General features: G+C 64.2%; 23 protein-coding genes. 11 read left to right on the forward strand and 12 right to left on the reverse strand.

The annotated features are described in order from the left end of the window. The first annotated feature begins 42 nt into the window (after positions 1 to 42). Entirely contained in the window at positions 43 to 903 is an 861-nt protein-coding gene (locus EWH21_RS20060; RefSeq protein WP_277699163.1) for a hypothetical protein, read from the forward strand. On the opposite strand, the gene EWH21_RS20065 is transcribed toward EWH21_RS20060, so the two are convergent. From EWH21_RS20065 to EWH21_RS20080, 4 genes are all read right to left on the reverse strand, one after another. After that, positions 892 to 3,630 (reverse strand): LuxR C-terminal-related transcriptional regulator, encoded by a 2,739-nt coding sequence (locus EWH21_RS20065; RefSeq protein ID WP_277699164.1) that lies wholly within the window; start codon positions 3,628 to 3,630, stop codon positions 892 to 894. The two genes, EWH21_RS20060 and EWH21_RS20065, sit on opposite strands and share 12 nt — an antisense overlap. A gap of 140 nt (positions 3,631 to 3,770) precedes the next feature. Further along, positions 3,771 to 5,144, reverse strand: a complete 1,374-nt coding sequence (locus EWH21_RS20070) for a DUF1329 domain-containing protein (protein ID WP_152489550.1) — start codon at positions 5,142 to 5,144, stop codon at positions 3,771 to 3,773. Between the two features lie 26 nt (positions 5,145 to 5,170). Further along, positions 5,171 to 7,033 carry a DUF1302 domain-containing protein gene (locus tag EWH21_RS20075; RefSeq protein ID WP_152489551.1) on the reverse strand — a complete coding sequence of 621 codons (1,863 nt, stop codon included), beginning with the start codon at positions 7,031 to 7,033 and terminating at the stop codon, positions 5,171 to 5,173. A 217-nt stretch (positions 7,034 to 7,250) separates the two neighbouring features. Next, positions 7,251 to 8,933 carry a fatty acid--CoA ligase gene (locus EWH21_RS20080; protein WP_277699165.1) on the reverse strand — a complete coding sequence of 561 codons (1,683 nt, stop codon included), beginning with the start codon at positions 8,931 to 8,933 and terminating at the stop codon, positions 7,251 to 7,253. A gap of 190 nt (positions 8,934 to 9,123) precedes the next feature. On the opposite strand from EWH21_RS20080, the gene EWH21_RS20085 reads away from it, so the two are divergent. After that, positions 9,124 to 10,299 carry an acetyl-CoA C-acyltransferase gene (locus EWH21_RS20085; RefSeq protein WP_047588054.1) on the forward strand — a complete coding sequence of 392 codons (1,176 nt, stop codon included), beginning with the start codon at positions 9,124 to 9,126 and terminating at the stop codon, positions 10,297 to 10,299. Positions 10,300 to 10,344: 45 nt separating this feature from the next. Here EWH21_RS20085 and EWH21_RS20090 read toward each other — a convergent pair whose 3' ends face one another. After that, positions 10,345 to 10,974, reverse strand: a complete 630-nt coding sequence (locus EWH21_RS20090) for a LysE family transporter (RefSeq protein ID WP_037050923.1) — start codon at positions 10,972 to 10,974, stop codon at positions 10,345 to 10,347. A 79-nt stretch (positions 10,975 to 11,053) separates the two neighbouring features. On the opposite strand from EWH21_RS20090, the gene EWH21_RS20095 reads away from it, so the two are divergent. From EWH21_RS20095 to EWH21_RS20110, 4 genes are all read left to right on the forward strand, one after another. Next, positions 11,054 to 12,019 carry a 2-hydroxyacid dehydrogenase gene (locus EWH21_RS20095; protein ID WP_277699166.1) on the forward strand — a complete coding sequence of 322 codons (966 nt, stop codon included), beginning with the start codon at positions 11,054 to 11,056 and terminating at the stop codon, positions 12,017 to 12,019. A 277-nt stretch (positions 12,020 to 12,296) separates the two neighbouring features. Then, the gene (locus tag EWH21_RS20100; protein ID WP_277699167.1) at positions 12,297 to 13,292 is read left to right on the forward strand and encodes a class I SAM-dependent methyltransferase; all 996 of its coding nucleotides are present in this window, start codon (positions 12,297 to 12,299) and stop codon (positions 13,290 to 13,292) included. 249 nt (positions 13,293 to 13,541) lie between these two features. Further along, positions 13,542 to 14,123, forward strand: a complete 582-nt coding sequence (locus EWH21_RS20105; protein ID WP_277700634.1) for a TMEM165/GDT1 family protein — start codon at positions 13,542 to 13,544, stop codon at positions 14,121 to 14,123. Between the two features lie 197 nt (positions 14,124 to 14,320). Then, entirely contained in the window at positions 14,321 to 14,764 is a 444-nt protein-coding gene (locus tag EWH21_RS20110; RefSeq protein WP_037051056.1) for a ketosteroid isomerase-related protein, read from the forward strand. A gap of 39 nt (positions 14,765 to 14,803) precedes the next feature. Here the strand turns inward: EWH21_RS20110 and EWH21_RS20115 are convergent, their stop codons facing one another. After that, positions 14,804 to 15,625, reverse strand: a complete 822-nt coding sequence (locus tag EWH21_RS20115) for a M48 family metallopeptidase (RefSeq protein ID WP_277699168.1) — start codon at positions 15,623 to 15,625, stop codon at positions 14,804 to 14,806. A 195-nt stretch (positions 15,626 to 15,820) separates the two neighbouring features. On the opposite strand from EWH21_RS20115, the gene EWH21_RS20120 reads away from it, so the two are divergent. After that, entirely contained in the window at positions 15,821 to 17,971 is a 2,151-nt protein-coding gene (locus EWH21_RS20120; protein ID WP_277699169.1) for a methyl-accepting chemotaxis protein, read from the forward strand. Between the two features lie 44 nt (positions 17,972 to 18,015). Here the strand turns inward: EWH21_RS20120 and EWH21_RS20125 are convergent, their stop codons facing one another. The 3 genes from EWH21_RS20125 to EWH21_RS20135 are packed head-to-tail and all read right to left on the reverse strand — an operon-like array spanning position 18,016 to position 19,103. After that, on the reverse strand, positions 18,016 to 18,633 hold the full coding sequence (locus EWH21_RS20125; protein WP_210389689.1) for an SOS response-associated peptidase: 618 nt from the start codon (positions 18,631 to 18,633) through the stop codon (positions 18,016 to 18,018). A gap of 27 nt (positions 18,634 to 18,660) precedes the next feature. Further along, positions 18,661 to 18,921 (reverse strand): DUF2007 domain-containing protein, encoded by a 261-nt coding sequence (locus EWH21_RS20130; protein ID WP_037050940.1) that lies wholly within the window; start codon positions 18,919 to 18,921, stop codon positions 18,661 to 18,663. Continuing rightward, positions 18,921 to 19,103: a CPXCG motif-containing cysteine-rich protein gene (locus tag EWH21_RS20135; RefSeq protein ID WP_037050941.1), complete on the reverse strand. Its 183-nt coding sequence runs from the start codon at positions 19,101 to 19,103 to the stop codon at positions 18,921 to 18,923. Before EWH21_RS20135 ends, EWH21_RS20130 begins: the two co-directional genes overlap by 1 nt. A 100-nt stretch (positions 19,104 to 19,203) precedes the next feature. On the opposite strand from EWH21_RS20135, the gene EWH21_RS20140 reads away from it, so the two are divergent. After that, positions 19,204 to 20,367 (forward strand): 1-acyl-sn-glycerol-3-phosphate acyltransferase, encoded by a 1,164-nt coding sequence (locus EWH21_RS20140; RefSeq protein WP_277699170.1) that lies wholly within the window; start codon positions 19,204 to 19,206, stop codon positions 20,365 to 20,367. Between the two features lie 58 nt (positions 20,368 to 20,425). On the opposite strand, the gene EWH21_RS20145 is transcribed toward EWH21_RS20140, so the two are convergent. After that, the gene (locus EWH21_RS20145; protein ID WP_277699171.1) at positions 20,426 to 20,698 is read right to left on the reverse strand and encodes a hypothetical protein; all 273 of its coding nucleotides are present in this window, start codon (positions 20,696 to 20,698) and stop codon (positions 20,426 to 20,428) included. Positions 20,699 to 20,970: 272 nt separating this feature from the next. Here EWH21_RS20145 and EWH21_RS20150 point away from each other — a divergent pair, with 272 nt between their 5' ends. Further along, entirely contained in the window at positions 20,971 to 21,177 is a 207-nt protein-coding gene (locus EWH21_RS20150) for a hypothetical protein (RefSeq protein ID WP_037050948.1), read from the forward strand. 60 nt (positions 21,178 to 21,237) lie between these two features. On the opposite strand, the gene EWH21_RS20155 is transcribed toward EWH21_RS20150, so the two are convergent. Then, positions 21,238 to 21,822, reverse strand: a complete 585-nt coding sequence (locus EWH21_RS20155; RefSeq protein ID WP_037050950.1) for a YajG family lipoprotein — start codon at positions 21,820 to 21,822, stop codon at positions 21,238 to 21,240. A gap of 159 nt (positions 21,823 to 21,981) precedes the next feature. Here EWH21_RS20155 and EWH21_RS20160 point away from each other — a divergent pair, with 159 nt between their 5' ends. Both EWH21_RS20160 and mqo read left to right on the forward strand, forming a co-directional pair. Then, the gene (locus EWH21_RS20160) at positions 21,982 to 22,212 is read left to right on the forward strand and encodes a hypothetical protein (RefSeq protein ID WP_047587724.1); all 231 of its coding nucleotides are present in this window, start codon (positions 21,982 to 21,984) and stop codon (positions 22,210 to 22,212) included. A 464-nt stretch (positions 22,213 to 22,676) separates the two neighbouring features. After that, entirely contained in the window at positions 22,677 to 24,176 is a 1,500-nt protein-coding gene (gene mqo, locus EWH21_RS20165; RefSeq protein WP_152489559.1) for a malate dehydrogenase (quinone), read from the forward strand. An 82-nt stretch (positions 24,177 to 24,258) separates the two neighbouring features. Here the strand turns inward: mqo and EWH21_RS20170 are convergent, their stop codons facing one another. Further along, entirely contained in the window at positions 24,259 to 24,720 is a 462-nt protein-coding gene (locus tag EWH21_RS20170; protein ID WP_277699172.1) for a CreA family protein, read from the reverse strand. Positions 24,721 to 24,729 lie beyond the last annotated feature (9 nt).

Below are 24,729 nucleotides of genomic sequence, written 5' to 3' on the forward strand. Positions count from 1 at the left end.
AGCTGAGTACTCTGGAGCCGCCTTCAACCGCGGAAATCGAATGTGTCCCCGACCCTAGCACGTCGCCTGTCCTGGCCGCTGGCCATCCTTTTGCTGGTCTGGTTGTCGCCGGTTACGGCGGCCGAGCTGTTCTACCTCGGCCAGCGCATACCGGATATCCACACCCCCTGGCGCAGTGGCGACTACCGACAACTGCGCGAGGCGCTGGAGAAGATCGACGGGACGCAGGCCAATGCCTTGCCGCGTCGCAGTGGCGAATTCACCGGGCCGATCTACCAGCGCATGGTTTCCCCGGAGAATTTTCGCCCGCAACTGAACATCTACGCGCCCCTGGAGCTGCGCCAGAACGAGGCACGCGAGGTGCTGTTCGAACTCAAGGAGCTGATGCGCCTGTACTTCGACTTCCGCGCTCGGCAACAACCCTATGCCGCCGAAGCGCTGGGGCTGATGACCTACTCGCTGCGCCAGCAGGCCATTCTCTTCACCCTCACCACCGAGTTCTGGATGACCCTGTCGCAAGGCGAGCAAAGCAACCCGGTGCGCCTGCAGGGCCTGCAGGAAACCAAGGCCGCAGCGGCCATGCTCAGCGGCAGCGCCCTGGACTACCTGGAGCTGACCCAGGCCTTCGGCCGCGACGAGCTGTTGCTGTACAGCGCCGAGCTGAGCCAGCAGCTACCCGAGCTGTTCGTGCATCTGCCGGTCGAGGTGCAGGCACAACTGCTGGCCCGCCTCGAAGGCCTGGCCAGCGGGCATCGCTACCCGCAGGTGCGGCAGGACATGAGCACCTTGCTACCGGTCCTGCGGATGATCCACCAGGACGTGCAGACCCAGCTGGCGCAACCGGCAAAACCGGCGAAGAAGGCGCCCAGCCTGGACCTGTCGGCGCCGGACTCAGTGCAGTAGGCCAAGGCCCTTGGCGCGGGCGACCGCCTGGGTACGCCGCTCGACCCCGAGCTTGCTGTTGATGTGGCGGGCGTGCGTCTTGACGGTGTGCAGGGAGATGAACAGCCGCTCGCTGATTTCCTGGTTCGAGCAACCACGCGCGATCAGCTGCAGCACGGCCAGCTCGCGGCTGCTGAGCTTTTCCGCCAACGGCTCCTGTTCCAGCTCGGGCTCGACGACGAACTGCGCCGCCACCGGCAACTGGGCCAGCAGCTCGTCACGCAGCGGGCTGGACGGACGCGCCTGCAAGCGCTCGCGCAACCAGTGCGGCTGATGCTGCAGTAGCTCGACGAACGGCAGCAACGCCCCGCCCTGAGCGGCATCCAGGCAGCTATCGAGCTGTTGCTGCGCCTCGCGCTCACGCCCGGTCTGCTTCAACAGTTGCGCCAGCTGCGCCTGCGCCATCAGGCCAACCAGTTGCCCGCCCAGCCCCTGGGCACGCTGCGGCAACGCTCGCAAGCGCCGCTCGGCGTTGTCCACGGCGCCCTGCAGACGCTCCAGCGCGGCGTGCTGCAGGTCGATGTGCATGGCGAGTTGCGGGTGGAACTCCGGCGCCAACGCCCGCCCCTGATCGCCGTAGGTTTCCGCCAGCTGCGGCAGCCAGGCTGCGGCCAGTTCGACCTGCCCCTGACGCAGCCACAGCTCGCACTTGATCAGCGTGATCATCGCCAGGTAGTAGATCGCAGGCACATCCCAGACATGCATCAGACGCTCGGCCTCGCCGAGCAGGGCAAATGCCTCGGCAGGACGTTCCTCGCGCCCTTCCAGGCAGGCCAGCACGCAATAGCCGATCAGCACGCCGACATCGCGACAGGCACGGGCCTCGGCGATGCCCGCACGCAGATGCTCGGCCGCCCGGGCATCCAGACGCAGGCTGAGCAGATAGCCCTCGTACAGGGTCAGCCGCGCACGCACGGAATAGCTGCGCTGGGTCGGCAGCCGCTGCACCAGCAGCAAGCCCTGGTGCACTTCGTCCTGCGCTCGCAACACCTCACCACGGGCCTGCAGTACGCGGGCACGCTCGTAATGCGCGAGGGCCTCGAACAACGGGTTGCCGATACGCTGCGCCAGCTCCAGCGCATCGCGATTCAGCCCCCGCGCACGCCACAGGTCGCCATGCACCATGGCCAGGTTGGACAGCGCCGACAGGCACAGGAAATGCGGACCGTAGCGTTCGCCAGGCAGACAGGCCAGGGCTTCGCTGCACTGCCGCTCGGCCCGTGCCCCATCGCCACGGCCACGGGCGATCACCCCATCGAGGGCCTGCCACTGCGCCAGCAGGCTGCACTGGCTGGCCGCATCGGCAGCGGGCAGGAATCGCCCGAGCTGCTCGAGCAACTCCTGCGCCGCATCCAGCTGACAGGCCAGCGCCAGGGCCCAGCCATAGAGCATGATCAGCCGTGGGGTACTGGCCAGCAGGTCGTCCGGCAGGTTGGTTTTCCAGCGCAGCAGCATGGCGACGTTCTGCTCGGCGAGCATCTTCTCTTCCGAGAGGTTCTGCACCAGGCTGGCCGCCACATCGGCCTGACCGGCCACCAGGGCCTGCTCGATGGCAGAGTCCAGCATGCCCTGCGCGGCGAACCAGCGACAGGCACGCAGATGCGCACCGCCACGCGAAGCATTCGAGCCATCCGCAGCACGCGCATTGAGCAGGTCGGAGAACAAGTGGTGGTAGCGAAACCAGTTGCCCTGCTCGTCGAGCGGCACCAGGAACACCTGATTGGCCTGCAACTGGCGGATGATCGCAGCGCTGTCGTGGCTGTCACGCACCGCATCGCACAGATCGGCGCAGAAGCGCTCGAGGCACGCGGTCTCGTAAAGGAACTGCTGCACCTCGGCGGGCTGGCGCTCGATCACCTCTTCGAGCAGGTATTCGCGGATCAGCCCCTCACCGCCGTGCAGCTGCAGACAGGCTCCCGCCCCCAGCTCCTCGGAGGCCAGCAGCCAGAGGCGCAGGCCGGCGATCCAGCCCTCGCTGCGCTGCAGGATACCGGCGACCTGCTGCCGTTCCAGGCGCGTGCCCTGGCTCGCCAGCAATGCATCCAGCTCCGCGGCGGTGAGGCGCAGATCCTGCTCGTTGAGTTCGAGCAACTGCCGCGACAGGCGCAGGCGCGCCAGGTGCCAGTCGGGTCGCTGACGACTGGTGACCAGCAGCAGCACACCGGGCGGCAGGTGATTGAGGAAGAACTGCAGGCAGCGATCGAGAACCGGCCCTTGCGCCAGGTGGTAATCGTCCAGCACCAGCAGCAGCGGCTGGCCATCGTCCAGTTGCCGAGTCAGCTCATCGAGCAGGCCGTCGAGCCACTGTTCGAAGGCGAAGGGCTGATGGCGCTGACGCATTTTCAGCAGGCCAAGGGCGTCCTCGCCCAGGCCCAGGTACGACTGCTGCAGGCCTTGCAACAACCGTTCGAGGAAGCGCCCGGGATCACGATCCCGCTCGCTCAGGCCCAGCCAGAGGCTGCGCCAGTGATTCGGCAGGCGTTCGCAGAATTCGATCGCCAGCGAGCTCTTGCCAAAGCCGGCAGGCGCGCTGACCAGCAGCAGGCGCCCTTGCAGCCCTTCCTCGAGGCGCTCGCACAACCTGGGCCTGGGCATGTGCCCGGCCGGCAGCGGTGGCCGATAGAAACGCGCCTCCGCCGGCGTAGCCGGTGCATAGGGGAAGGCTGGGGAGCGGGAAAGGTCTGTCATCGGCCGATTCTTGGAAGTCTTCTGTCTGGGGCTCGATCTGAGCTCAGCCTAGCGACTTGCAGTGGCCTTTAGAAGCGCTTGCTACAGTCCGTAACGAAAAAGCCGGCACAAGGCCGGCTTTTTCGTGGTGCGTGCAACTGTCAGCGAACGCCCGCCTGGCGCAGGGCCGCCGGCGTGTAGTCGCTGCTGGAGGCCTTGTAGTTGAAGTCGTAGGCCTGTTTCTCCTCGTTCTTCATACCCAGGGCCAGGTAGCGACCGGACAGCAGGTCATACAGCGCTTCCAGCGTGTACCACGGCACTTGCTTGTCGTAGTAGTACTGGGCATGCGCCTCGGCCACTCGCCACAGGGTGCCACGACCGTCGTAGTGGTCGATCAGCGCCGCTTGCCAGGTATCCTCGTCGAGGTAGAAGTCGCGCTTGGCATAGATGTGGCGCTCACCCTGCTTGAGGGTCGCGGTCACATGCCATACGCGGTGCAGCTCGTAGCGAGTCAGGTCCTGGTTGATGTGGCCAGCCTTGATGATGTCCTCGTACTTCAGGCTCGGCGAGTCCAGCTTGTAGGCGTTGTAGGGGATGTAGATCTCCTTCTTGCCTTCGAGCTTCCAGTCGTAACGGTCCGGCGCGCCGTTGTACATGTCGAAGTTGTCGGAGGTACGCAGGCCGTCAGCCGCAGTACCCGGACCATCGTAGGACACCTGCGGGGCACGACGCACACGACGCTGACCGGCGTTGTACAGCCACGCCAGACGCGGCTCCTTAACCTGGTTGAGGGTTTCGTGCACCAGCAGCACGTTACCCGCCAGGCGCGACGGAGCGGTCACGCGCTGCTTGAAGTAGAACAGGACGTTGCTTTCCTTGCTCGGGTCGAAGTCGGTCAGCGCATCACGGAAGGTGAACTCGTCCTGGAAGTAGACCAGCGAGTAGGAACCGTTGGCCTGCGGAGTCGCCTGAGTGACCAGACGGCGCACGCTGCCACCGCGGTAGCGGGTGATGTGGTTCCAGATCGCTTCCAGGCCGTTCTGCGGAATCGGGAAGGGGTTGGCGGTCTGGAAGTTCTCCAGGCCGTTGCCACCCTCGACCATCTTGGTGTTGACCGCATTCTGCTTGGCCGCCTCGATCACCGCTGGCGGCAGGCTCGCCGAACGGTGGCTCGGGTAGACCGGCATCTTGTAGCTGTCGGGGTAGCGCTTGAACATGGCCAACTGGCCAGGCGTCAGCTTGTCCTTGTACTGGTCGACGTTCTGCGCGGTGATGGTGAACAGCGGCTGCTCGTTGGCGAACGGGTCGGACAGGAAGCCCTTGCCGTCGACGGTGCCGGCATTGGCCGGCAGACCGCCAGTCCAGGCCGGAATCGAGCCATCGGCATTGCCGGCCATCTCGGCACCAACCGGGGTCAGCGTGTTACCCAGCTTCGCCGCTTCGTCCGGCGACACCGCCGCCATCACGCTGGTGGCCAGCAGAGACAGGGTCAGGATGCCGCTTTGCCACAGTTTTTTTGTTGTTTTCGTTTGCATCTTCATTCCTCGAAATTCCTGGCCGCTTAGAAGTTCACGCCGAAGCTGAGCGCGACGAAGTCACGGTCAACGGCGGTGTTGTACTTGCCGTCAAAGAAACTGGTGTACGAAAGGTCAGCGGTATAGGTGTTCTGGTACTCGGCGTTGAGGCCGAGACTCACCGCCTTGGCTCCTTCGGTGAACATGCCGTTGGGGCCATAGCCTTCGACATCATGCGACCAGGCGACACTGGGACGCAGGTTCACACCCGCGAAGGCATTCGGATAGTCCCAGATTGCCCGAGCGCGATAGCCCCAGGAGGTGCTGGTAGCGAAGCCATCGTCCTCACAATAACGACGCACGTTCTTGCCCGAGTTTCCGTTGAGAATCTGCGAGCATGTTTCAAAGCTGCCAGTCGCAGGCAAGGGGCCTGGTCCGTACACCGGATCACGGCCGTAACGAACCTTGTCGCTGCTTTCCAGACCACCGATGTGAACCACCCCGATCTCACCCACCAACGTCAGACGCGAAGCGCCCATGACTTGATCGAAGAAATGGGTGAAGGTGGTCTGGAACTGGGTGATTTCCTTACGGTTGTAGCCGTGGAGATCCTGACCGCGAGCACCATTTGCCAGCGAGGCATTGGCAAATGTTCCGCCCAGCAATTTCACGCCACCGTAGAGAATATCGGTGGTGTTGATCTGCACCGGCGCATTCGGTCGATAGCTCAACTCACCCGACCATGCAGTACCGGTAGGCAGCGTGGTAGAGAAGCTCAGCCCGTAAAGACGAATATCCTCCGGATACTCCATGAAATAGCTTGAGTTCGCAGCGATAAGCAGCGGTGCCGCAGTACCGGCCCCTGGAGCAACTGCATAGACGCTGGTCGGCGCAGCCGTCGCACTGAAGATAGGCGTGCGACTGTGATAGTTGATGAAATAGGCACCGAATTCGGTATCCAGAGGCTCGAGGAAATAGCGGAACGCCATGCCCCACTGGCCACTGTCTCGGGCATCCCGGTCACCACTACGCGGCACGATGATCCCCTCGCTGGTTCCGGTGATGGGCTTGTAGCCCGGAACGGCGCCAAAGGTCGAGTTCAGGAACCCCAGAGTCGCTGCGCCTGGATTGGTCAGAACGGCCAGGTTGTTATCACAACCATCGGCAGCGACATCTGCCTGGGCGAAGAACGTGCCGCAGTTGTCGATGACCGTCTGGTCCCACTCCAGCTGATAGAAGGCCTCCATCGAGAGGTTGTCAGTCAGGCTCTGAGCCACATAGAACATGTTGACCGGAATCAGGCCTTCCTTGATTTCCGCCCCTGGCCGGCGGAACGCTGCAGCATCGATAGGGTTGATGGCGTTGATACTGTTCTGGATGAAGGTGCTTTCACCCCAGCTGACGACTTGTTTACCCAGGCGCACCGAGCCAGGCTGACTCCCGATAGAGTAGTTGTGATAGACGAATGCATCGAGTATCTCGGCGCCCGAAGCCTGTGCGGCGGTCTTCCGGTTGCTGTCGTCGATATCCTTGAACAGGCGGCTCTCGTCCTTCAGTTCGAAGTCGTACCAGTACTTGCCCCGAACGAATACGCCAGTATCTCCGTACTTCAGCTCGAGGTCATGAATACCCTTGAATATCTTGGAGAACGTCTCGCCACGCTTGAAATTCAGGTGAGCATCATCCGAAGTCTGCGAAAGCCCATCGCCCCCGTTGTTCTTGCCAATCAGGTTCTTGTCAGCCTTGGAGACCGACCAGCTGGCACCCACAGACAGCGACGAATCGAACTGACCTTCGATCTCACCGATATTGAAAGTGACGCCGAATGCCGGAGCGGCAAGGGTGGAAGCGAGGCTGACGGCCAGCGGAAGTTTCGCCAAACGCCAGTAGGGTTTTGTTCTTGTTGTCATCGACGCTACTCCATGTGTTTTTTGTTATGGATGCTTGGACTATAGCCAGCGGGTACTACTGCTTGATCCCTCGAAAGTGTGATTTGCAGTCCCCAGGCACTCTGGCTCGCAGGTTTCACGTCCTGCGCCTAGCCAAGCATGGACGCGAAACAGCAATTAGCAAGCCAAACGCTTGTTTGACCGAGCGGTCACTTTCACCGCCCAGCCAGTGCGCCACTCACAGCGTGGAGAGAAATGCGCTGCCTGCCTCCTGCCACTGGGCGATTTCGACGCGAATACGCTTCTTGTCCAGTTTGCCGACGCTGGTCTTGGGAATTTCGGTAACAAGGGCGATCTGCGAAGGAATGGCCCACTTGTTGATGTGCCCCTGCTCGACGAAAGGCTTGAGGTGCTCCTTCAGCCCCTTGGCATCCAGCGCCTCGCCGTCACGCACCACCAGCAGGGCGAACGGCCGCTCGCCCCACTGCGGATCGGGTACACCCACCACCGCCACTTCGCGCACGGCAGCGTGACGGCTGATCAGGTCTTCCAGCTCGAGCGAGGAAATCCACTCGCCACCGGTCTTGATCACGTCCTTGATGCGGTCGCGAATCTCGATGAAGCCCATGCCGTCGATGGTCGCCACATCCCCCGTGTGCAGCCAGCCCTGGGCCCAGAGCTCCTCGCCTTTCTCCGGCTCGCGGAAGTAGCCCTGGGTCAGCCACGGAGCACGCAGCACCAGCTCACCCTGCGCCTCGCCGTCGCTCGGCAACAGCTTGCCCTCATCGTCCATGATCGCGGCTTCCACCAGCGGTACCGGGATACCGGCCTTGATGCGGTACGCCGTGCGCTCGTCCTCGCTGCCCGCACGCAGCTCCTCGTTGAGGTAGGCGCAAGAGATCAGCGGGCAGGTCTCCGACATGCCATAGGCGGCCGTCAGCTGGATGCCGCGCGCCTTGGCCGCCTCGTACAGCGAACGGTTGAGCGCACTGCCTCCGATGATCATCTTCATGCCACCGAAGTCATGCCCTTGCGCCCCCGGTGCGCCCAGCACCATCTGCAGGATGGTCGGCACGCAGTGGGAGAAGCTGACCTTCTCCTCCTTGATCAGGCGGCAGAGCATGTCCGGCTCGTAGCGGCCGGGGTACACCTGCTTGACCCCGAGCATGGTTGCCACGTAGGGCACACCCCAGGCATGCACGTGGAACATCGGCGTGATCGGCATGTAGACGTCGTCATTGCCCAGCAGGCGGATGCTGTCCAGACCACCCATGGTGGCGGCCATGGACAGGGTGTGCAGCACCAGTTGGCGGTGGGTGAAGTACACCCCCTTGGGGTTGCCGGTGGTGCCGGTGGTGTAGAAGGTCGTGGCCACCGAGTTCTCGTCGAAGTCGGCGAAGTCGTAGCGGGGGCTGGCGGCGGACAGCAGGCTTTCGTACTCGCCGACGAGCCCTGGCAGCTCGGCACTGCGCTCATCGCCATCGGTCAGCAGCAAGGTCTTCTCGACGGTAGTCAGCTGCCCGGCAATGCCGTTGTAGAGGGCGACGAATTCGCTGTTGACCAGCACGAAGCGGTCTTCGGCATGGTTCATGGTGTAGAGGATCTGGTCCGGCGACAGACGGATATTGATGGTGTGCAGCACCGCGCCGAGCATGGGAATGGCGAACATGCACTCCAGGTAGCGGTGGCTGTCCCAGTCCATCACCGCCACGGTGTCACCAGGCTTGACCCCTGCCTCGCTGAGCACGTTGGCCAGACGCGCGACCCGCTCGTTGAAGGTCGCGTAGCTGTAGCGCAGCTTGTCGCGATAGACGATCTCGCGGGTTTTCTCGTAGCGGCTGCCGGACAACAGCAGACGCTTGATCAGCAGCGGATAGGCGTGAGCGTTTTCAGCGGGAGGGATCAGTCGAGTCTGCAGCATGAAGTCACCTTGAGGCACGCTAGGGTTTGGTATGCAGCGACTCTAGAGCGGTGCCTGTACAGGGAAATCAGCCCAAAGAATGATTTGCCGCGTGACCCTATTTTGAATCCTGGTCACGAGTTAGAATCTACGCCACGCAAACGTATCAAAACAGACTTTACCAAGCCCCATCTTCGTTCGAGGTAACACCATGTCCGATATCGTCATCGTCAGCGGCGCCCGCACCCCAATGGGCGGTTTCCAAGGCAGCCTGGCCAGCGTAGCAGCCGTCGACCTGGGCGCGGCCGCCATTCGCGAAGCGGTCAAGCGCGCCGGGATCGAGGCGGCCGACGTGCAGGAAGTGATCATGGGTTGCGTCCTGCCTGCCGGTCTCAAGCAGGGTCCGGCGCGCCAGGCGTCGCTCAATGCCGGTCTGCCGGCGGCCACCGGCTGCACCACCATCAACAAGCTGTGCGGCTCGGGCATGAAGGCCGTGATGATGGCGTTCGACTCGCTGAAGGCCGGCAGCAACCAGGTGATGATCGCCGGTGGCATGGAGAGCATGTCCAACGCGCCGTACGTCCTGGAGAAGGCCCGCACCGGCCTGCGCATGGGCCATGGCGAGATCAAGGATCACATGTTCCTCGATGGCCTGGAGGACGCCCGTACCGGCCGCCTGATGGGTTCCTTCGCCCAGGAGACCGCAGATCAGTACGGCATCACCCGCGAGGAGATGGACGCCTACGCCATCGAATCGCTGCGCCGTGCCCAGGCCGCGATCCACGACGGTTCGCTGGCGAACGAGATCGTGCCGGTCACCGTGACCTCGCGCAAAGGCGAGGTGATCGTGAAAGACGACGAACAGCCGCTGACCGCCAACCTGGACAAGATCCCCGCGCTGAAGCCCGCCTTCAAGAAGGACGGCACCATCACCGCGGCCAACGCCAGCTCGATCTCCGACGGCGCCAGCGCGCTGCTGCTGATGACTGCCGAAGAAGCGGCCAGACGCGGCCTCAAGCCGCTGGCCAGGGTCGTGGCCCACGCCACCCAGAGCCAGGACCCGAGCGAGTTCACCCTGGCCCCTATCGGTGCGATGAGCAACCTGCTGAAGAAGACCGGCTGGAACAAGGACGAAATCGATCTGTTCGAGATCAACGAAGCCTTCGCCATGGTGACCATGCTGGCGATGCGCGAACACGGCCTGGATCACGCCAAGGTCAACGTCTTCGGCGGTGCCTGCGCCCAGGGACACCCCGTCGGCTCGACCGGCTCGCGCATCATCCTCACCCTGATCAACGCCCTGCAGGCGAAGGGCGGCAAGCGTGGCGTCGCCTCGTTGTGCATCGGCGGCGGCGAGGCCACAGCCGTCGCCATCGAACTGCTGTAACCCCGCCCCTCAAGAAAAAGCCCCGCTCTTGCGGGGCTTTTTCGTTCAGCGCATCTCGGTGAACGCCAGCTTCACGCCGATACCGACCAGCACCGCGCCCATCAGTCGATCGAACCAGTGGCCCATGCGCGCGAACCCCGCGCGCACACGCTGCTGACTGAACAGCCAGGCCACCAGGCAGAACCAGAACGCCGTCGCCAGCGCCAGGTAGAGGCCATAGCCCGCCTGCACGGCGATCGGGGTATGCGGGTTGATCACCACGGTGAACAGCGAGAGGAAGAACAGCGTCGCCTTGGGGTTGAGCCCGTTGGTGACGAAGCCGGTGACGAACGCACCGCGCCCGCTGCGCTCGCCGGCGGCCAGGTTCAGTTCGGCACTACCCGGTTCAGCCGGGCGGGCACGCAGAGCCTTGACCCCGATATACAGCAGGTAGGCCGCCGCCAGCCACTTCAGCGCGTTGAACAGAACGATGGACTGCGACACGATCAGGCCGATGCCGAGCAGCGAATAAGTCACGTGCACCAGAATGCCGGTGCCCACGCCAAATGCCGTGAACAGCCCGGCACGGCGACCATAGCCGACGCTCTCGCGCACCACGATGGCGAAATCGGGGCCCGGGCTGGCCACCGCCAGCAGGTGGATCAGGGCGACGGTGAGAAATTCACTCCAGTACATGGCGGCTCCGCATCGGTGATGAAGGTCTGGTAGGCTCGCCAATCTACTCTTGCGACCCTCCTGCGAAAAGGTACAGCTGATGAGCAACAGCCCACGCGCCGTCTTCCTCGACCATGCTTCCCTCGACCTCGGCGACCTCGACATGCAGCCGATGCAACAGGCCTTCGCCGAGCTGACCCTGCACGCCCATACGGCGCCGGAGCAGGTCGCCGAACGCCTGCAAGGTGCACAGGTCGCCATCAGCAACAAGGTGCCGCTGAACGCCGCCACATTCGACGCCTGCCCAGATCTGCGACTGGTCCTGGTCACCGCCACCGGTACCAACAACATCGACCTGAGCGCCGCCAAGGCCCATGGCGTGACCGTCTGCAACTGCCAGGGCTACGGCACCCCCTCGGTGGCCCAGCACACGCTGATGCTGCTCCTGGCACTGGCCACGCGCCTGCCCGACTACCAGCGCGATATCGCAGCAGGTCGCTGGCAGCAGGCCAGCCAGTTCTGCCTGCTGGATCACCCCATCGTCGAACTCGAAGGCAAGACCCTGGGCATGCTTGGCCACGGCGAACTGGGGGGCGCGGTCGCCCGCCTGGCCGAAGCCTTCGGCATGCGTGTGGTACTCGGCCAACTGCCCGGTCGTCCTCCGCGCGCCGACCGCCTGCCGCTGCACGAACTGCTGCCGCAGGTCGATGCACTGACCCTGCACTGCCCCCTCAACGAACAGACACGCAACCTGATCGGCGCAGCCGAACTGGCGCTGATGAAACCACGCGCCTTCCTGGTCAACACCGCACGCGGCGGCCTGGTGGATGAACAGGCACTGGCCGACACACTGCGGCGCGGCCACCTGGGCGGCGCGGCGACCGACGTCCTGCTGCAGGAACCGCCGAAGGATGGCAACCCGCTGCTGGCCACGGACATTCCCCGCCTGATCATCACCCCGCACAGCGCCTGGGGCAGCCAGGAAGCACGCCAGCGCATCGTCGCCCAGGTGGTGGAGAACGCCGCCGGCTTCTTCGCCGGTGCGCCGCTGCGAGTCGTCGGATAACAGGCCGCTGAAAGAGCGGGCGAGACGACAAGACAAGGCCCATGGCAGCCCCGCAAAAGCGGCCGAAACACAGCGCAGCGGATTAGCCGCCACGGGCTGGCCCGAAGGGCGAACGTAGAGAGTGAGGAGCATTGGGCGCGCTTCGTTCGCCCCTTCCGGGCTGCGCTGATGCCGGTTCGGCCTCTGGCTATGAGGCTGATTTCAACGCAGCAGTACCAACGTAGGTAGTTTTTCAACGAACTGGTAAGCTGCGCAGCTTTTTCAGGCAGGTGCCCCCATGGATCCGCGAAGCGAAGTTCTCCTGCGCCAGGCCGAGCTGTTCGATGGCCAGGTACTGCTGGCAGGCCTGCCGGCCGATGACCTGCTCGGCGCACTGCCGCAGGCCCGTGGCTGGAACTGGCACGCCGGTGACCAGGCGCTGCTCGCGGCACGCTTTCCGGGGCGCAGCCAGTTCGACACGCAGATGCCGGCGGGTGACTACTGCGCCGCGGTGCTGTTCCTGCCGAAGTCGCGAGAGCTCGCGGACTACCTGCTGCAGGCCCTGGCCGCACGCCTGGCAGGCAAACCGCTGTACCTGGTGGGAGAGAAACGCGGCGGCATCGAGCGCGCCGCGAAACAGCTGGCCGTCTTCGGCAAGCCGCGCAAGCTCGACAGCGCCCGTCACTGCCAGCTGTGGTGCGCCACTGTCGAACAGGCGCCACAGCAGCCGGACCTGCAGGCGCTGGCACAGCGTTACCCGTTGCAACTGAGCGACGGCACCCTGGAGATCGTCACCCTGCCGGGGGTCTTCGCCCACGGTCGCCTCGACCGCGGCAGCGCCCTGCTGCTGGAGCACCTGCAGGACCTGCCCAGCGGCCATCTGCTGGACTTCGGTTGTGGCGCTGGCGTGCTGGGCGCCGCACTCAAGCGCCGTTACCCATCGAGCCAGGTGACCCTGCTCGACGTCGACGCCTTCGCCCTGGCCAGCAGCCGGCTGACGTTGGCGCACAACGGTCTCGAGGCCGAGGTCATTGCCGGCAGCGGGATCGAGTCCGCCCCCGAGGCACTGAGCGCCATCATCAGCAACCCGCCTTTCCACCAGGGCGTGCACACCGACTACCAGGCCAGCGAGAACCTGCTGGTCCAGGCCGGCCGTCACCTCGTCAAGGGTGGAGAGCTGCGCCTGGTCGCCAACAGTTTTCTCAAGTATCCGCCGTTGATCGAGCGCCACCTCGGTCCCTGCCGCACCCTGGCCGAGGCCGATGGTTTCCGCATCTACAGCGCACGCCGCTGAACGGAGTTGCTTCGAACGCGGCGCGCGGGCACAATGGCGCCCGTCCTAGGGGAGTAGTCTCCCGCGAGCGCCCTGCTCGCTCGGTATGCGTCAACACACTTGCTCCGCAGAGCATGGCGCATGCGACCCAAGGTCTGCTCAGACAGACCTGCGGTTTGACAAGACCTATGACACGTACAACCTCACCCGGGGCGGGAAGGTCGTTCGTGTCATAAGCCGTGTTGACCCGCCCCTTTAGGAAACCTGATGCTGGAATCCCTGTTCGTACCCACCCTGATCGTTGCCCTCGCCGAGATCGGCGACAAGACGCAGCTGCTCGCCTTGCTGCTGGCGGCACGCTTTCGCAAACCCTGGCCGATCATCTGGGGCATCGTCGTCGCCACCCTGGCCAATCACTTCGCGGCGGGCGCCATCGGCAACTGGGTAGCCAGCTTCTTCTCCCCGGCAACCCTGAGCTGGATCCTTGCTGCGAGCTTCGTCGCGGTGGCGGCCTGGACGCTGGTTCCGGACAAGCTGGACGACGACGAAGAGTCCGGCCTGAAGAAATACGGCCCCTTCCTCACCACCCTGATCGCCTTCTTCCTCGCCGAAATGGGGGACAAGACCCAGGTCGCCACGGTGATGCTGGCGGCACAATATCCGCACTTCATCCTGGTGGTCGCCGGCACGACCCTGGGCATGCTGCTGGCCAACGTGCCCGTGGTGCTGGCCGGCAACTTCGCCGCTGAGCGCCTGCCGCTGACGCTCATCCGTCGCCTGGCCGCCTGCGCGTTCGCCGCCCTGGCCATCTATGCCGGCTACCAGGCCCTGAAGTTCAGCGGGCTGATCTGACGCTTCCATGACGCCAGCGAACCGGCATTTCGGCCAATCCCATCGCCCCCTGGCCTGCTGCTAAAGTGCGCACCACGTCACGTAAAACAGCAGGCCGCTGAACCCGTGCGCGACCGGCGCACGCCAGGTGCGGAGCCGCCATGGGCGCCCCGGTCACCTGTTCAGCGGCCTGCGGCGCCAGCAGCCGGGAGGGCAACATGTCATTGGATGATCGCAAGAAGGTGGTGTGCCAGCACATCGACCTGGTCTGGAACAGAGGCCGCCTGGCGCTGGCCGAGCAACTGCACTCGCGCGACTTTCTCTACAAGAGTTCGTTCGTCGGTCATCCGCTCGACAGCGCCGGCTTCATCCAGATGGTGCAGGACATTCGCCACGCCATGCCGGACCTGCAGGTGGTCATCGAGGAGTGCATCGCCGAGGGCTGCAAGGTGGTGACCTGGAGCACGCTGATCGGTACCATCCAGAAACCGGCACTGGGCTACCCGCCCAGCGACAAGGTACTGAGCATCTCGGCCATGGCGTTCTGGACCCTGAGCCCGGGCAACGAAATCCAGGAAATCTGCACCATGTTCGACATGGAAAGCTTCCGCTCCCAACTGGGCCTGCAGACCCGCTCCTTCGCCGAAAAAGCCCTCCCCTGAGAAGACCCGCGGCGTGCCATGCACGCCGCAGAAGCCCTGTCAGCGCTTGGCCCGGGCCTGTTCGTACAGCGGCATCACCTTGGGAATGGCCGCCTGCAGCGACGCGATACGGCTACTGGACGACGGGTGCGTGCTCATGAACTCGGGGGGCGCACCACCGCCGGCAGCCGCCATCTTCTGCCACAGGCTGATAGCGGCATTCGGGTCATAGCCCGCACGGGCAGCCAGCTCCAGTCCGATCAGGTCGGCCTCGTTCTCGTTGCCCCGACTGTTGGGCAGGGTGAGGCTGTACTGCACCACCGTATCGGCCATCGCCAGACTGCTTTCCCCCAGCCCCAGCAGAGCACCGGCGCCCTGCTTGGCCAGTTCGATACCGTAGGCCTTGGACATGGCTTCGCGGCTGTGCTCGCGCAGTGCATGCGCCATCTCGTGGCCCATGATCGCGGCGATCTCGTCGTCGCTCAGCTTGAGCTGCTCGATGATGCCGCTGTAGAAGATGATCTTGCCGCCCGGCCCGCAGTTGGCGTTGAGCTCGGGGCTCTTGATCAGATTGACCTCCCACTGCCAGTTGGCCGCATCCGGGCGGAAACGCGGCGCTTGCGGAATCAGGCGGTTGGCGATGGTCTGCAGGCGCCGGGCATTGGCGCTGCTCTTGTCCAGCGCGCCCTTGCTCGAAGCTTCGCTCAGCGTCTGCTGATAGGACTGCGCATACATCTGATTGACTTCATCAGCTGACAGCATGCTGAACATGTATTGCTTGCGCTCGACGCCGACGGCACCCGCGCTGGTGGTATTGACCGCCTGGCAAGCGGAAATCAGCAACGCGGCTGCCAGGCCACTCAGGTGAAGAATCTTGCTCATCGAGCCATCTCCTTGCATGGGGCCGCTTATGCTAGGCCGCCCCGGATACTCGGGCAACCGCCGCACTTGCGTGATGGCCAAGGGCAATCTTTGCTGAATGCAGCACTGACGCAAAGGATCATGCCAGGTCACTAAGGTTTTGCCCTGTCACGGCCGATACAACGTGACAGCCGCACATTGCGTTCGGGAGCTCTCATGAAGTTCAAGTCGATCCAGTTTTCCGTCGCCTTTCTGGCCGGTACCAGCGTGCTGGCGGTCGTCGTGGCCCTGGTGCTCTATGCCCTGTTCGCCGGTGACCGGACCCAGACGCTGGTCCAGCAGCGCACCCAGACCCTGCTCGAACGCGTCATCGAACAGCGCCTTGGCGCCTTGGCGCAAGCGCAGGTCAGTGAGATTCAGCGTGAACTGGAAGTGCCCTTGCAGATCACCGCCGACCTGGCGCGGGTCAACGCCATGCTTGGCATGACCGACAGCAATGGCAGCCCCCTGCTCAGCATCAGCCGCGAGGAGCTGGCCAGCCTGGTGCATGAGACCACTGCCGCCAATCCGAAGCTGCTGGGCAGCTACATCGGCTGGGAACCGAACGCCTTCGATGCCAGCGACGACCTCTACGCCGGCAGCAAGGAGAACGGCTACGACGGCAGCGGACGCTTCCTGCCCTGGTGGTACCGCAACGCCGACGGCAGCCTCGGCGTCGATGCCATCGGCTCGACCGAGAGCGAAGAACTCCTGCCCACCGGCGTGCGAGCCGGCGAGTACTACCTCTGCCCCAAGGAGCGCAAGCGTCCCTGCGTGATCGATCCGGCCCCCTACGACGTGGGCGGCAAGATGACCATGCTTGCCTCGTTCACCTCGCCGATCCTGGTCAATGGCGAGTTTCGCGGAATCGCCGGTGCCGACCTGGCGGTCAACTTCATTCAGGAACTGCTGGTCAAGGCCGACTCGCAGCTCTATGACGGCGCCGGGGACATGGCACTGATCGCCAGCAACGGCCGTCTGGTCGCCTCGACCAGAGCGCCGGACAAACTCGGCGAACCGGCCACCGCGCTGCTCGATGCCAACGAGGTCAGCAACCTGGGCAAACTGCAACCCGGTCAGCCGCTCTACGCCATCGACGCCAAGGACGACCCGGACCACAGCCATATCGAGCTGTTCCTCAGTTTCAACATCGGCCAGAGCGATGCGCGCTGGGTGATGATGGTGGTGCTGCCGCTGAAAGCGGTCATGGCCGACCTCTATCAACTGCAGGACGACCTGGCGAGCCAGCGCGACAGCGACACCCTGGGCATGACTCTGGTGGGCCTGCTGATCGCCGGCCTCGGTTTGCTGGTTATCTGGTTCGTGGGCTACGGCATTGCCCGCCCGCTGCGGCAGATGGTTGGCATGCTGGACGACATGGCCAAGGGCGACGGCGACCTGACGGTACGCCTGCAGGTGGAGCGTACCGACGAACTCGGCCAGATCGCCCAGGGCTTCAATGCCTTCCTGACCAAGCTGCAGGCGATGATCGCCTCCGTGGTGACCTCGGTGCAGCAGGTCAGCGACTCCTCCGAGCACACCGCCGATATCGCCATCCGCACCAACCAGGGTGTGCAGAAGCAGCTCGCCGAAATCGAGCTCGTGGCTACCGCCGTGCACGAGATGACCGCCACCGCGCAGGACGTCGCACGCAATGCCACCCACGCCGCCGAAGCGGCCAACCATGCCGACCGCGCGGCCAACCAGGGCAAGCAGGTCGTGCAGGAAACCTCGGCCGCCATCGCCGCGCTGGCCAGCGAAATCGGTCGCGCCGTGGGCGTGGTGCAGAACCTGGCCAAGGACAGCGAGAACATCAACGCCATCCTGGTCGCTATCCGTGGCATTGCCGAACAGACCAACCTTCTCGCGCTCAACGCCGCCATCGAGGCCGCCCGCGCAGGTGAGCAAGGTCGCGGCTTCGCCGTGGTCGCCGATGAGGTGCGCAACCTGGCGCAGAAGACCCAGCAGGCCACCGAAGAAATCCAGACCATGATCCAGCAGCTGCAGCACGGCACCCGCGAAGTGGTCAAGGTGATGGAGCAGAGCCAGAGCAAGACCGACGACAGCGTGGAACACGCCAACCAGGCGGCCAGCTCGCTGGAAGACATCACCCAGGCGGTCTCGGTGATCAACGACATGAACACTCAGATCGCCAGCGCCGCCGAAGAGCAGAGCGCCGTCGCCGAGGACATCAACCGCAACGTCACCAATATCGGTCAGGTCGCCAACGAAGTCGCCGGTGGGGCAGACGAAGCCAGCCAGGCCAGCGCCCAGCTGACCAAGCTGGCCGAGCAACAGCGCCGCCTGATCAATCAGTTCAGGGTGTAGTTGCGATTATCGGCAGGGGCGCGTGCCCCTGCCGAGGCGGCACCTCAGGCTGGCGTCAGGCACTCCGGTGCATCCAGCTGCGGATCGTTGACCAGCGTCGCCAGCGGACGCTCTCGCAGCGCCACAGGGGATTTGGCCAGCAGCGCGGCCAACTGCTCGGGCGAGGCCTCGTCGCTCAACCACAGGGCCTGCTCGTGTTCATCGAGAATCAGCGGGCGCCGCAACGAGGCTGCGGCCTGGGTCACCAGCGCCACGCTCAGGTACTCGTGCCCGCCCACCGGGTAGATTTCCCACAGCGCCGCGAAGTACATCAGCGGCTCGCCGTTGGTCATCCAGTACGGGCGCTTGCGCGCCGCACCACGCCACTCGAAGAAGCCATTGGCCGGCAACAGGCCGCGACGCTGACGAAAGGGCTCGCGGAACATCGGTTGCTCGGTCAGGGTTTCGGCCCGCGCATGCGCCGGCGTCTTCGACAGGTCCTTGAGCCAGGCCGGCGTCAGCCCCCAACGCGCCGGCGCCAGCACCCGGCCGCCCTCGCCGGCATGCATCAGCAGCACCTGAGCGTTTGGCGCGAAGTTCCAGTGCGGCTGCTGGTCAGCGGGAAAACCTGGTAGCGCCGCGAAAGCGGGCGACCAGCGAAACAGGGCATAACGTCCACACATGAAACGGCTCGACAGGCAACGGGCGACTCAGCACAACAATTCGCCCTGGAAAGACTCCGGTTCGTCACCGGGCACGGGTTGCGCCGCATTGTACTCGGCGATCAGCGCCCGCGCCTGCTCGGCGTCCTCGTTGCCGACCATCAGCCCGAGCAGACCGCACGCCGGCAGCTCACCCACCGCCCCCACCAGGTGCTGCCCCTGCAGATGCGCACCGATGCCTTCGCTGGCCAGCATGTCCACCAGCAACTGGCCTTCCAGCATGTTCTCCGGTTCGTAGATTCGCTGCATCAGTCGTTTTCTCCCCGCACATCCAGCTGCCAGTCTTCGCCATCGGTGCGCAGCTCGAACTCGATGGGCCGACAGCACACCGGACAATCCTCGATATAGGACTGGTCCCCCGCCGACAGGTCGAGCACGGCTTCCACCGGCTCCCCGCAATAGGGGCAGATATAGGCCTCGGTTTCCAGCATCGCGGCCTCCTTGTGACTTGGCGGTATAATCACCGGTCTATTGCTGAGCCTGCCAGACAGGCTGTCGCTTTTAACCTTAGTCGTTCTAGATCAAGAGAGCATGATGGGCGCATTCGATGCCATCCGACCTTATGCCGACACAGAAGTGCGCCCCGTACTGGCGCGCCTGCTCGCCGACCCGGCGTTTCTCGGCACCCTCACCCGCTTTCGCTTTCCGCGATTGGCCGGTCCACTCGGCTGGCTGCTCAAGCCGCTGATCGCCGCGCGCCTGCGCAGCGAATTCGCCAGCGTCGACTCGGTGGCCAGGCTTCAGGAGAAGATCGAACCCTACATCGATCGCACCATTGAACATGCCAGCGACGGTATCAGCTACTCCGGCCTGGAGCACCTGCAGTCCGGCAAGCCCTACCTGTACCTGGCCAACCATCGCGACATCGTCATGGACCCGGCGTTCGTCAACTACGCCGTCTACCATGCTGGCCTGCAGACGCCACGTATCGCCATCGGTGACAACCTGCTGCAACGGCCCTTCATCAGCGATCTGATGCGCCTGAACAAGAGCTTCATCGTGCACCGCTCGATCAGCGGACGCCGCGAGAAGCTGGCGGCGTATCAACTGCTCTCGGCCTACATCAACCACTCGATCCGCGAGGATGGCGAGTCGATCTGGATAGCCCAGGCCGAGGGGCGCGCCAAGGACGGTGACGACCGCACCGATTCGGCGATCCTCAAGATGTTCCACATGAGCCGCAAGGACGAGCCGTTCGCCGAGGTGATCGACTCGCTCAACCTGATCCCGGTCTCGATCAGCTACGAGTACGACCCCTGCGACCAGGCCAAGGCCCGCGAGCTGAGCATTCGAGCAGCCACCGGCAGCTACACCAAGGCCCCCGGCGAGGATGACAGCAGCATCGCGCTGGGCATCACCGGGTACAAGGGGCGGGTGCACCTGCACTTCGGCCCGCCGGTCGGCGGCCTGGAGGATACCAAGCAACTGGCCCAGGCGCTGGACCGCCACATCCTCGGCCAGTACCGCCTGTTCCCGGTGCACTATCTGGCATACGCCATGTGGGAAGGCCGCGAAGCCGAGCTGAACGTGCCGTCAGCCAGCGAGCTGTTTGCCAGCGCCGACCTGGCCAAGGCCGAAGCCGAGTGGAACAGGCGCCTTGCCGGCTGCAGCGAGGAGGAAAAACCCTACCTCATCCTGCAATACGCCAACCCGGTGCGGAACCAGTACCGGATCAAGGCCGGCCTGCCGCTCTAGGCCTGCAGAAATGCAAACGGCAGCCCGATGGCTGCCGTTCGCGTCTATCGCATGTCCCTCAGAGGCGCGTGCTGAACCAGGACAGCAGCACGGCCGAGCCCAGGCAGGCTGCCCCGAAGCGATAGAAGAAGCGGTTGATGCGCAGTGTGCGCTCATCCTGATCCTGGACATCCAGCTCGCCGTCGGCGAGCACACGCGCCAGCCCACGCTGCTCACGCACACGCGTCACCAGGCACAACCAGGCGCCCGCTACGGCGAAGAACAACGCCAGCGAATTCACCGCCCCGGCCGGATGAGCGAGAAACAGCGACCACAACACCTGCAGCGACATGCAACACCTCGAGTTCAGCATGGTGCAGCAACCCCGCCACCGCACCAGAATGGGGATTCGCGGCTGAGCACGGGCGCATTCCAGCCAATCAAAATCGTCGCGCAGTGTACTGAACTCGCGCTTTTATAAGGTTCGTTTCCGACGAACGCAGCGTGCTATCCCGAAATCGTCTGAAAACTGTCATCCGCCTGGCCTAAGGTTTGTATCTCTCAAGATGACCAAACAGTCACAGCTGTTCTTGGAGACTACCCCACGTCCTAGGAGGACCTGTCATGCTCAATCCCCAACCGCTGGATCGCGATTATCTGATCGACTCGCTGGATGAAGTGGATGCCGTGGTCGACGAACTTTCCTTCAACGTACAGGACCAGCACTGGCTGGTTTACTGCGCCCTTGGCGGTCACGAGCATTACGACCTGCCGGACATCGACAATCGTACCGGCATGAGCCTGCCGGAGCTTTACGACCAGGCGGCATGAACGCCCAGGACAAATGAAAACGCCCCGCAATGCGGGGCGTTTTCGTTGCAGGGGCCGTGCTTACTGCAGCAGCACCTGGCCGATGGTCGGGTCCTTGAAGGCCCGCGTCAGCGCATCGCTGAGCACATCGCCGACCAGCTTGGTGTTGGTCTGCTGGTTCGGCGCGGTGCCGAAGCGCTGGTTCAGCGAAGCGCCATAACGGCCGGTGTAGCGACGGCTGCCGCCTTGCACATCGGCACGGATGGAGGCGGAGATGTCTGCCTCGGTCACGTACATGCCTTCCTTCGGCGACTGGTACTTCAGGTCCGCCAGGGTGATGGTCAGCTGCGGCGCGTTGTAGGCGTTGGCGGACGGGGTGAAACCAAGCAGGCGCACCGCCGCCTCGGCCTCGGCCTGCAGCTTGGGCAGCAGGTTCTCGCCGCTGACGCTGATGGCGCTGGTTTCCGGGTACAGGCCACCACGCGTGCCCAGTACCGGCGAGGACCGACCATCGACCACGCGCACGACCACCGGCTGGCCCTGACCCACCGGGGTCAGCGAGCTGGTGAGCTTGGGTTGCGGGGTGAGTTGCTGAGGGCTGAGGGCGCAACCCGCCAGCGTCAGGCTGGTGGCAGCAAGCAAGGCGATCAACGCACGGTGCAGCATGCTCATCTCTCCGAGTGAGGTAAAAGTGGCCAGCAGTATACTCAGCGCGGCCAGAGGCCAACAGTACTGAGACCCGAGCGGCGGCGCCGGGGTTCCTGTCATCAGGCTGTCACCGCCTCAGGGCATAAAGGCTGCAGTCACCACGCTGGAGCCTTCGCCATGCTTTTGCACCGCCTGTTCGGCCGTTCCCGCCCGATGCGCCACTTCGCCCTGCTCGATGCCCAGGGCTGCTGCCGTGCGCTGCGACAGGTGCAGGACCACCCGAGCCAACCCGGCTGGGTGGAAGTCAGTGAACCCAACGCCTCGTGGCTGGGCGCCCCCCTGCCTGCCGGCGCCAGGGTCATGCCGGTCGTCAGCCATACGCGAGCGGCCCGCCCGTTGGCGGCCTGACCGGCGGAAGAATAAAAGTCACGCAAGACCGATCAATTTCCCCTCATTCACCGTTATAATCGCGCCCCGATTATAAGGACGTCTCCTGATCGGGCCGCACGACCTCGCCGATGCAACGTCATCGCCCCGCCCCAGAGAGTCGCCCACTTCGAGCTGCCGTATCCGGCCAGCCGCTTTTCGCCCATATGCAGAGCCGATGGCAGCCATGCATTGCATGACGTGCACGGGCAAAAGCGCGCCGAGGCAGTCGAGCTTTTGAGGTTCACAGCTCCAAAAGAGCGTGAAAAGAACGGTTTTTACAAACTTCACAAGAGTGTGGCGAACAGATGAACAGTTTTGCGTCCGCAATTCCCAGCCTTGACCCTCCCCGCCGAACGGCATGGCCTTACGTCTGAGTCTGTCGGTATCGCCCTGAAAGGCCGCATGGCCGTCCATCTGGTGCAGATTTTCCTGGAGAGAGGTTAATGGCGCATAACGATTACCAAAGCGTAGATGTGGTGCTGGTGGGTGCCGGCATCATGAGCGCGACCCTGGGCGTGCTGCTCAAGGAACTCAACCCCGGCATCACGCTGGAAGTGGTAGAGCTGCGCGAGTCTGGCGCAGTGGAAAGCTCCAACCCCTGGAACAACGCCGGTACCGGCCATGCCGCACTGTGCGAACTGAACTACACCCCGGAAGGCGCAGACGGCAGCATCGACATCAAGAAGTCGGTGAGCATCAATGCCCAGTTCGAGGAGTCCAAGCAGTTCTGGGCCTACCTGATCGGCAAGGGCGCGATCCAGTCGCCGAAGACGTTCATCAATCCTGTCCCGCACATGAGCTTCGTGCGCGGCGATACCGGCAAGGCCTTCCTCAAGAAGCGCTTCGAGGCGCTGCGCCAGCATCATGCCTTCACCGACATGGAGTACACCGAGGACCGCGCCACCATCGCCGAATGGGCGCCGCTGCTGATCCCCGGCCGTGACAGCAACGAGCCGCTGGCGATGACTCGCGTGCAGGCCGGTACCGACGTCAACTTCGGTGCGGTCACCGAACAGATGCTCGGCTACCTGACCACGCAGCCGAACGCCACGGTCACCTGCAACCAGAAGGTCACCGACCTCCAGCGTGACGGCGAAGGCTGGCTGGTGGACATCAAGGACACCCGTTCGGGCGCCACGCGCAAGCTCAAGAGCAAGTTCGTCTTCCTCGGTGCCGGTGGTGGTGCACTCCCGCTGCTGCAACTCTCCGGCATTCCCGAAGGCAAAGGCTTCGGCGGCTTCCCGGTCAGCGGCCAGTGGCTGCGCTGCGACAACCCCGAGATCGTCAAGCAGCACCAGGCCAAGGTCTACAGCCAGGCCGCCGTGGGCTCGCCGCCCATGTCCGTGCCGCACCTGGACACCCGCGTGGTGGACGGCAAGAAATCCCTGCTGTTCGGCCCGTACGCCGGCTTCACCACCAAGTTCCTCAAGCACGGTTCGTTCCTCGACCTGCCGCTGTCGGTACGCCCCAACAACATCGGCCCGATGCTGGCGGTGGCGCGCGACAACATGGACCTGACCCGCTACCTGATCAAGGAAGTGATGCAGTCCGAGGCGCAGCGCCTGGAGACCCTGCGTGGTTTCTACCCGGAAGCCAAGCCCGAGGACTGGCGCCTGGAAGTGGCCGGCCAGCGCGTGCAGATCATCAAGAAGGACGCCAAGAACGGCGGCATCCTGCAGTTCGGCACCGAGCTGGTGGCAGCAGAGGACGGCACCATCGCCGCCCTGCTCGGCGCCTCCCCGGGCGCCTCGGTGACCGTGTCGATCATGCTCGACCTGATCCGTCGCTGCTTCCCCGAGCAGGCCGACAGCGCCGAATGGCGCAGCAAGCTGGACGAGATCTTCCCGGCCATGGCCGACGTCCTGGCCAAGGACGCCGAGCGCTACCGTGAAGTGCAGACGCAGTCGAATCAGCGCCTGCAGCTGGACCAGCCCAGCGCCTGATCCGTCCGACAAAAAAACCGCCCCTCGGGGCGGTTTTTTCATGGCTTGCGGCAACGTATCGGTGCAGTGCCGGTGCGATCCCTCAGGGCTTGCCCCAGGGCAGGATCGGGATGGCGGTCACCGCATTCTGCGGGCTGCCCTCGATCACCCGGTCGCTGTAGACCAGGTACACCAGGGTATTGCGCTGCTTATCGAAGAAACGCACCACCTGCATGGTCTTGAACACCAGCGAGGTGCGCTCCTTGAACACCTCCTCGCCGTCCTCGAGCTTGCCCTTGAAGGTGATCGGTCCGACCTGACGGCAGGCCAGGGACGCCTCGGCACGGTCCTCGGCCAGTCCGAGCCCGCCCTTCACGCCGCCGGTCTTGGCCCGAGACAGGTAGCAGGTCACGCCCTCCACCTTGGGATCATCGAACGCCTCGACGACGATCTTGTCGTTCGGGCCGAGCCACTTGAACACCGTGGACACCTCGCCGATGGTCTCGGCCAGTGCCAGCCCCGGCAGCAACATGACACTCAACGCAATTCCCTTGAACAGACGCATGCCTCGCTC

The sequence above is a fragment of the Pseudomonas sp. REST10 genome, from assembly GCF_029542605.1.
Lineage (GTDB): Bacteria > Pseudomonadota > Gammaproteobacteria > Pseudomonadales > Pseudomonadaceae > Aquipseudomonas > Aquipseudomonas khazarica.

Bases quoted from the DNA above. Each gene is read 5' to 3' on its own strand.
- EWH21_RS20065 (WP_277699164.1), bottom strand. From the start codon at position 3,630: ATGACAGACCTTTCCCGCTCCCCAGCCTTCCCCTATGCACCGGCTACG.
- EWH21_RS20070 (WP_152489550.1), bottom strand. From the start codon at position 5,144: ATGCAAACGAAAACAACAAAAAAACTGTGGCAAAGCGGCATCCTGACC.
- EWH21_RS20075 (WP_152489551.1), bottom strand. From the start codon at position 7,033: ATGACAACAAGAACAAAACCCTACTGGCGTTTGGCGAAACTTCCGCTG.
- EWH21_RS20080 (WP_277699165.1), bottom strand. From the start codon at position 8,933: ATGCTGCAGACTCGACTGATCCCTCCCGCTGAAAACGCTCACGCCTAT.
- EWH21_RS20085 (WP_047588054.1), top strand. From the start codon at position 9,124: ATGTCCGATATCGTCATCGTCAGCGGCGCCCGCACCCCAATGGGCGGT.
- EWH21_RS20090 (WP_037050923.1), bottom strand. From the start codon at position 10,974: ATGTACTGGAGTGAATTTCTCACCGTCGCCCTGATCCACCTGCTGGCG.
- EWH21_RS20095 (WP_277699166.1), top strand. From the start codon at position 11,054: ATGAGCAACAGCCCACGCGCCGTCTTCCTCGACCATGCTTCCCTCGAC.
- EWH21_RS20100 (WP_277699167.1), top strand. From the start codon at position 12,297: ATGGATCCGCGAAGCGAAGTTCTCCTGCGCCAGGCCGAGCTGTTCGAT.
- EWH21_RS20110 (WP_037051056.1), top strand. From the start codon at position 14,321: ATGTCATTGGATGATCGCAAGAAGGTGGTGTGCCAGCACATCGACCTG.
- EWH21_RS20115 (WP_277699168.1), bottom strand. From the start codon at position 15,625: ATGAGCAAGATTCTTCACCTGAGTGGCCTGGCAGCCGCGTTGCTGATT.
- EWH21_RS20120 (WP_277699169.1), top strand. From the start codon at position 15,821: ATGAAGTTCAAGTCGATCCAGTTTTCCGTCGCCTTTCTGGCCGGTACC.
- EWH21_RS20125 (WP_210389689.1), bottom strand. From the start codon at position 18,633: ATGTGTGGACGTTATGCCCTGTTTCGCTGGTCGCCCGCTTTCGCGGCG.
- EWH21_RS20130 (WP_037050940.1), bottom strand. From the start codon at position 18,921: ATGCAGCGAATCTACGAACCGGAGAACATGCTGGAAGGCCAGTTGCTG.
- EWH21_RS20135 (WP_037050941.1), bottom strand. From the start codon at position 19,103: ATGCTGGAAACCGAGGCCTATATCTGCCCCTATTGCGGGGAGCCGGTG.
- EWH21_RS20140 (WP_277699170.1), top strand. From the start codon at position 19,204: ATGATGGGCGCATTCGATGCCATCCGACCTTATGCCGACACAGAAGTG.
- EWH21_RS20145 (WP_277699171.1), bottom strand. From the start codon at position 20,698: ATGTCGCTGCAGGTGTTGTGGTCGCTGTTTCTCGCTCATCCGGCCGGG.
- EWH21_RS20150 (WP_037050948.1), top strand. From the start codon at position 20,971: ATGCTCAATCCCCAACCGCTGGATCGCGATTATCTGATCGACTCGCTG.
- EWH21_RS20155 (WP_037050950.1), bottom strand. From the start codon at position 21,822: ATGCTGCACCGTGCGTTGATCGCCTTGCTTGCTGCCACCAGCCTGACG.
- EWH21_RS20160 (WP_047587724.1), top strand. From the start codon at position 21,982: ATGCTTTTGCACCGCCTGTTCGGCCGTTCCCGCCCGATGCGCCACTTC.
- mqo (WP_152489559.1), top strand. From the start codon at position 22,677: ATGGCGCATAACGATTACCAAAGCGTAGATGTGGTGCTGGTGGGTGCC.
- EWH21_RS20170 (WP_277699172.1), bottom strand. From the start codon at position 24,720: ATGCGTCTGTTCAAGGGAATTGCGTTGAGTGTCATGTTGCTGCCGGGG.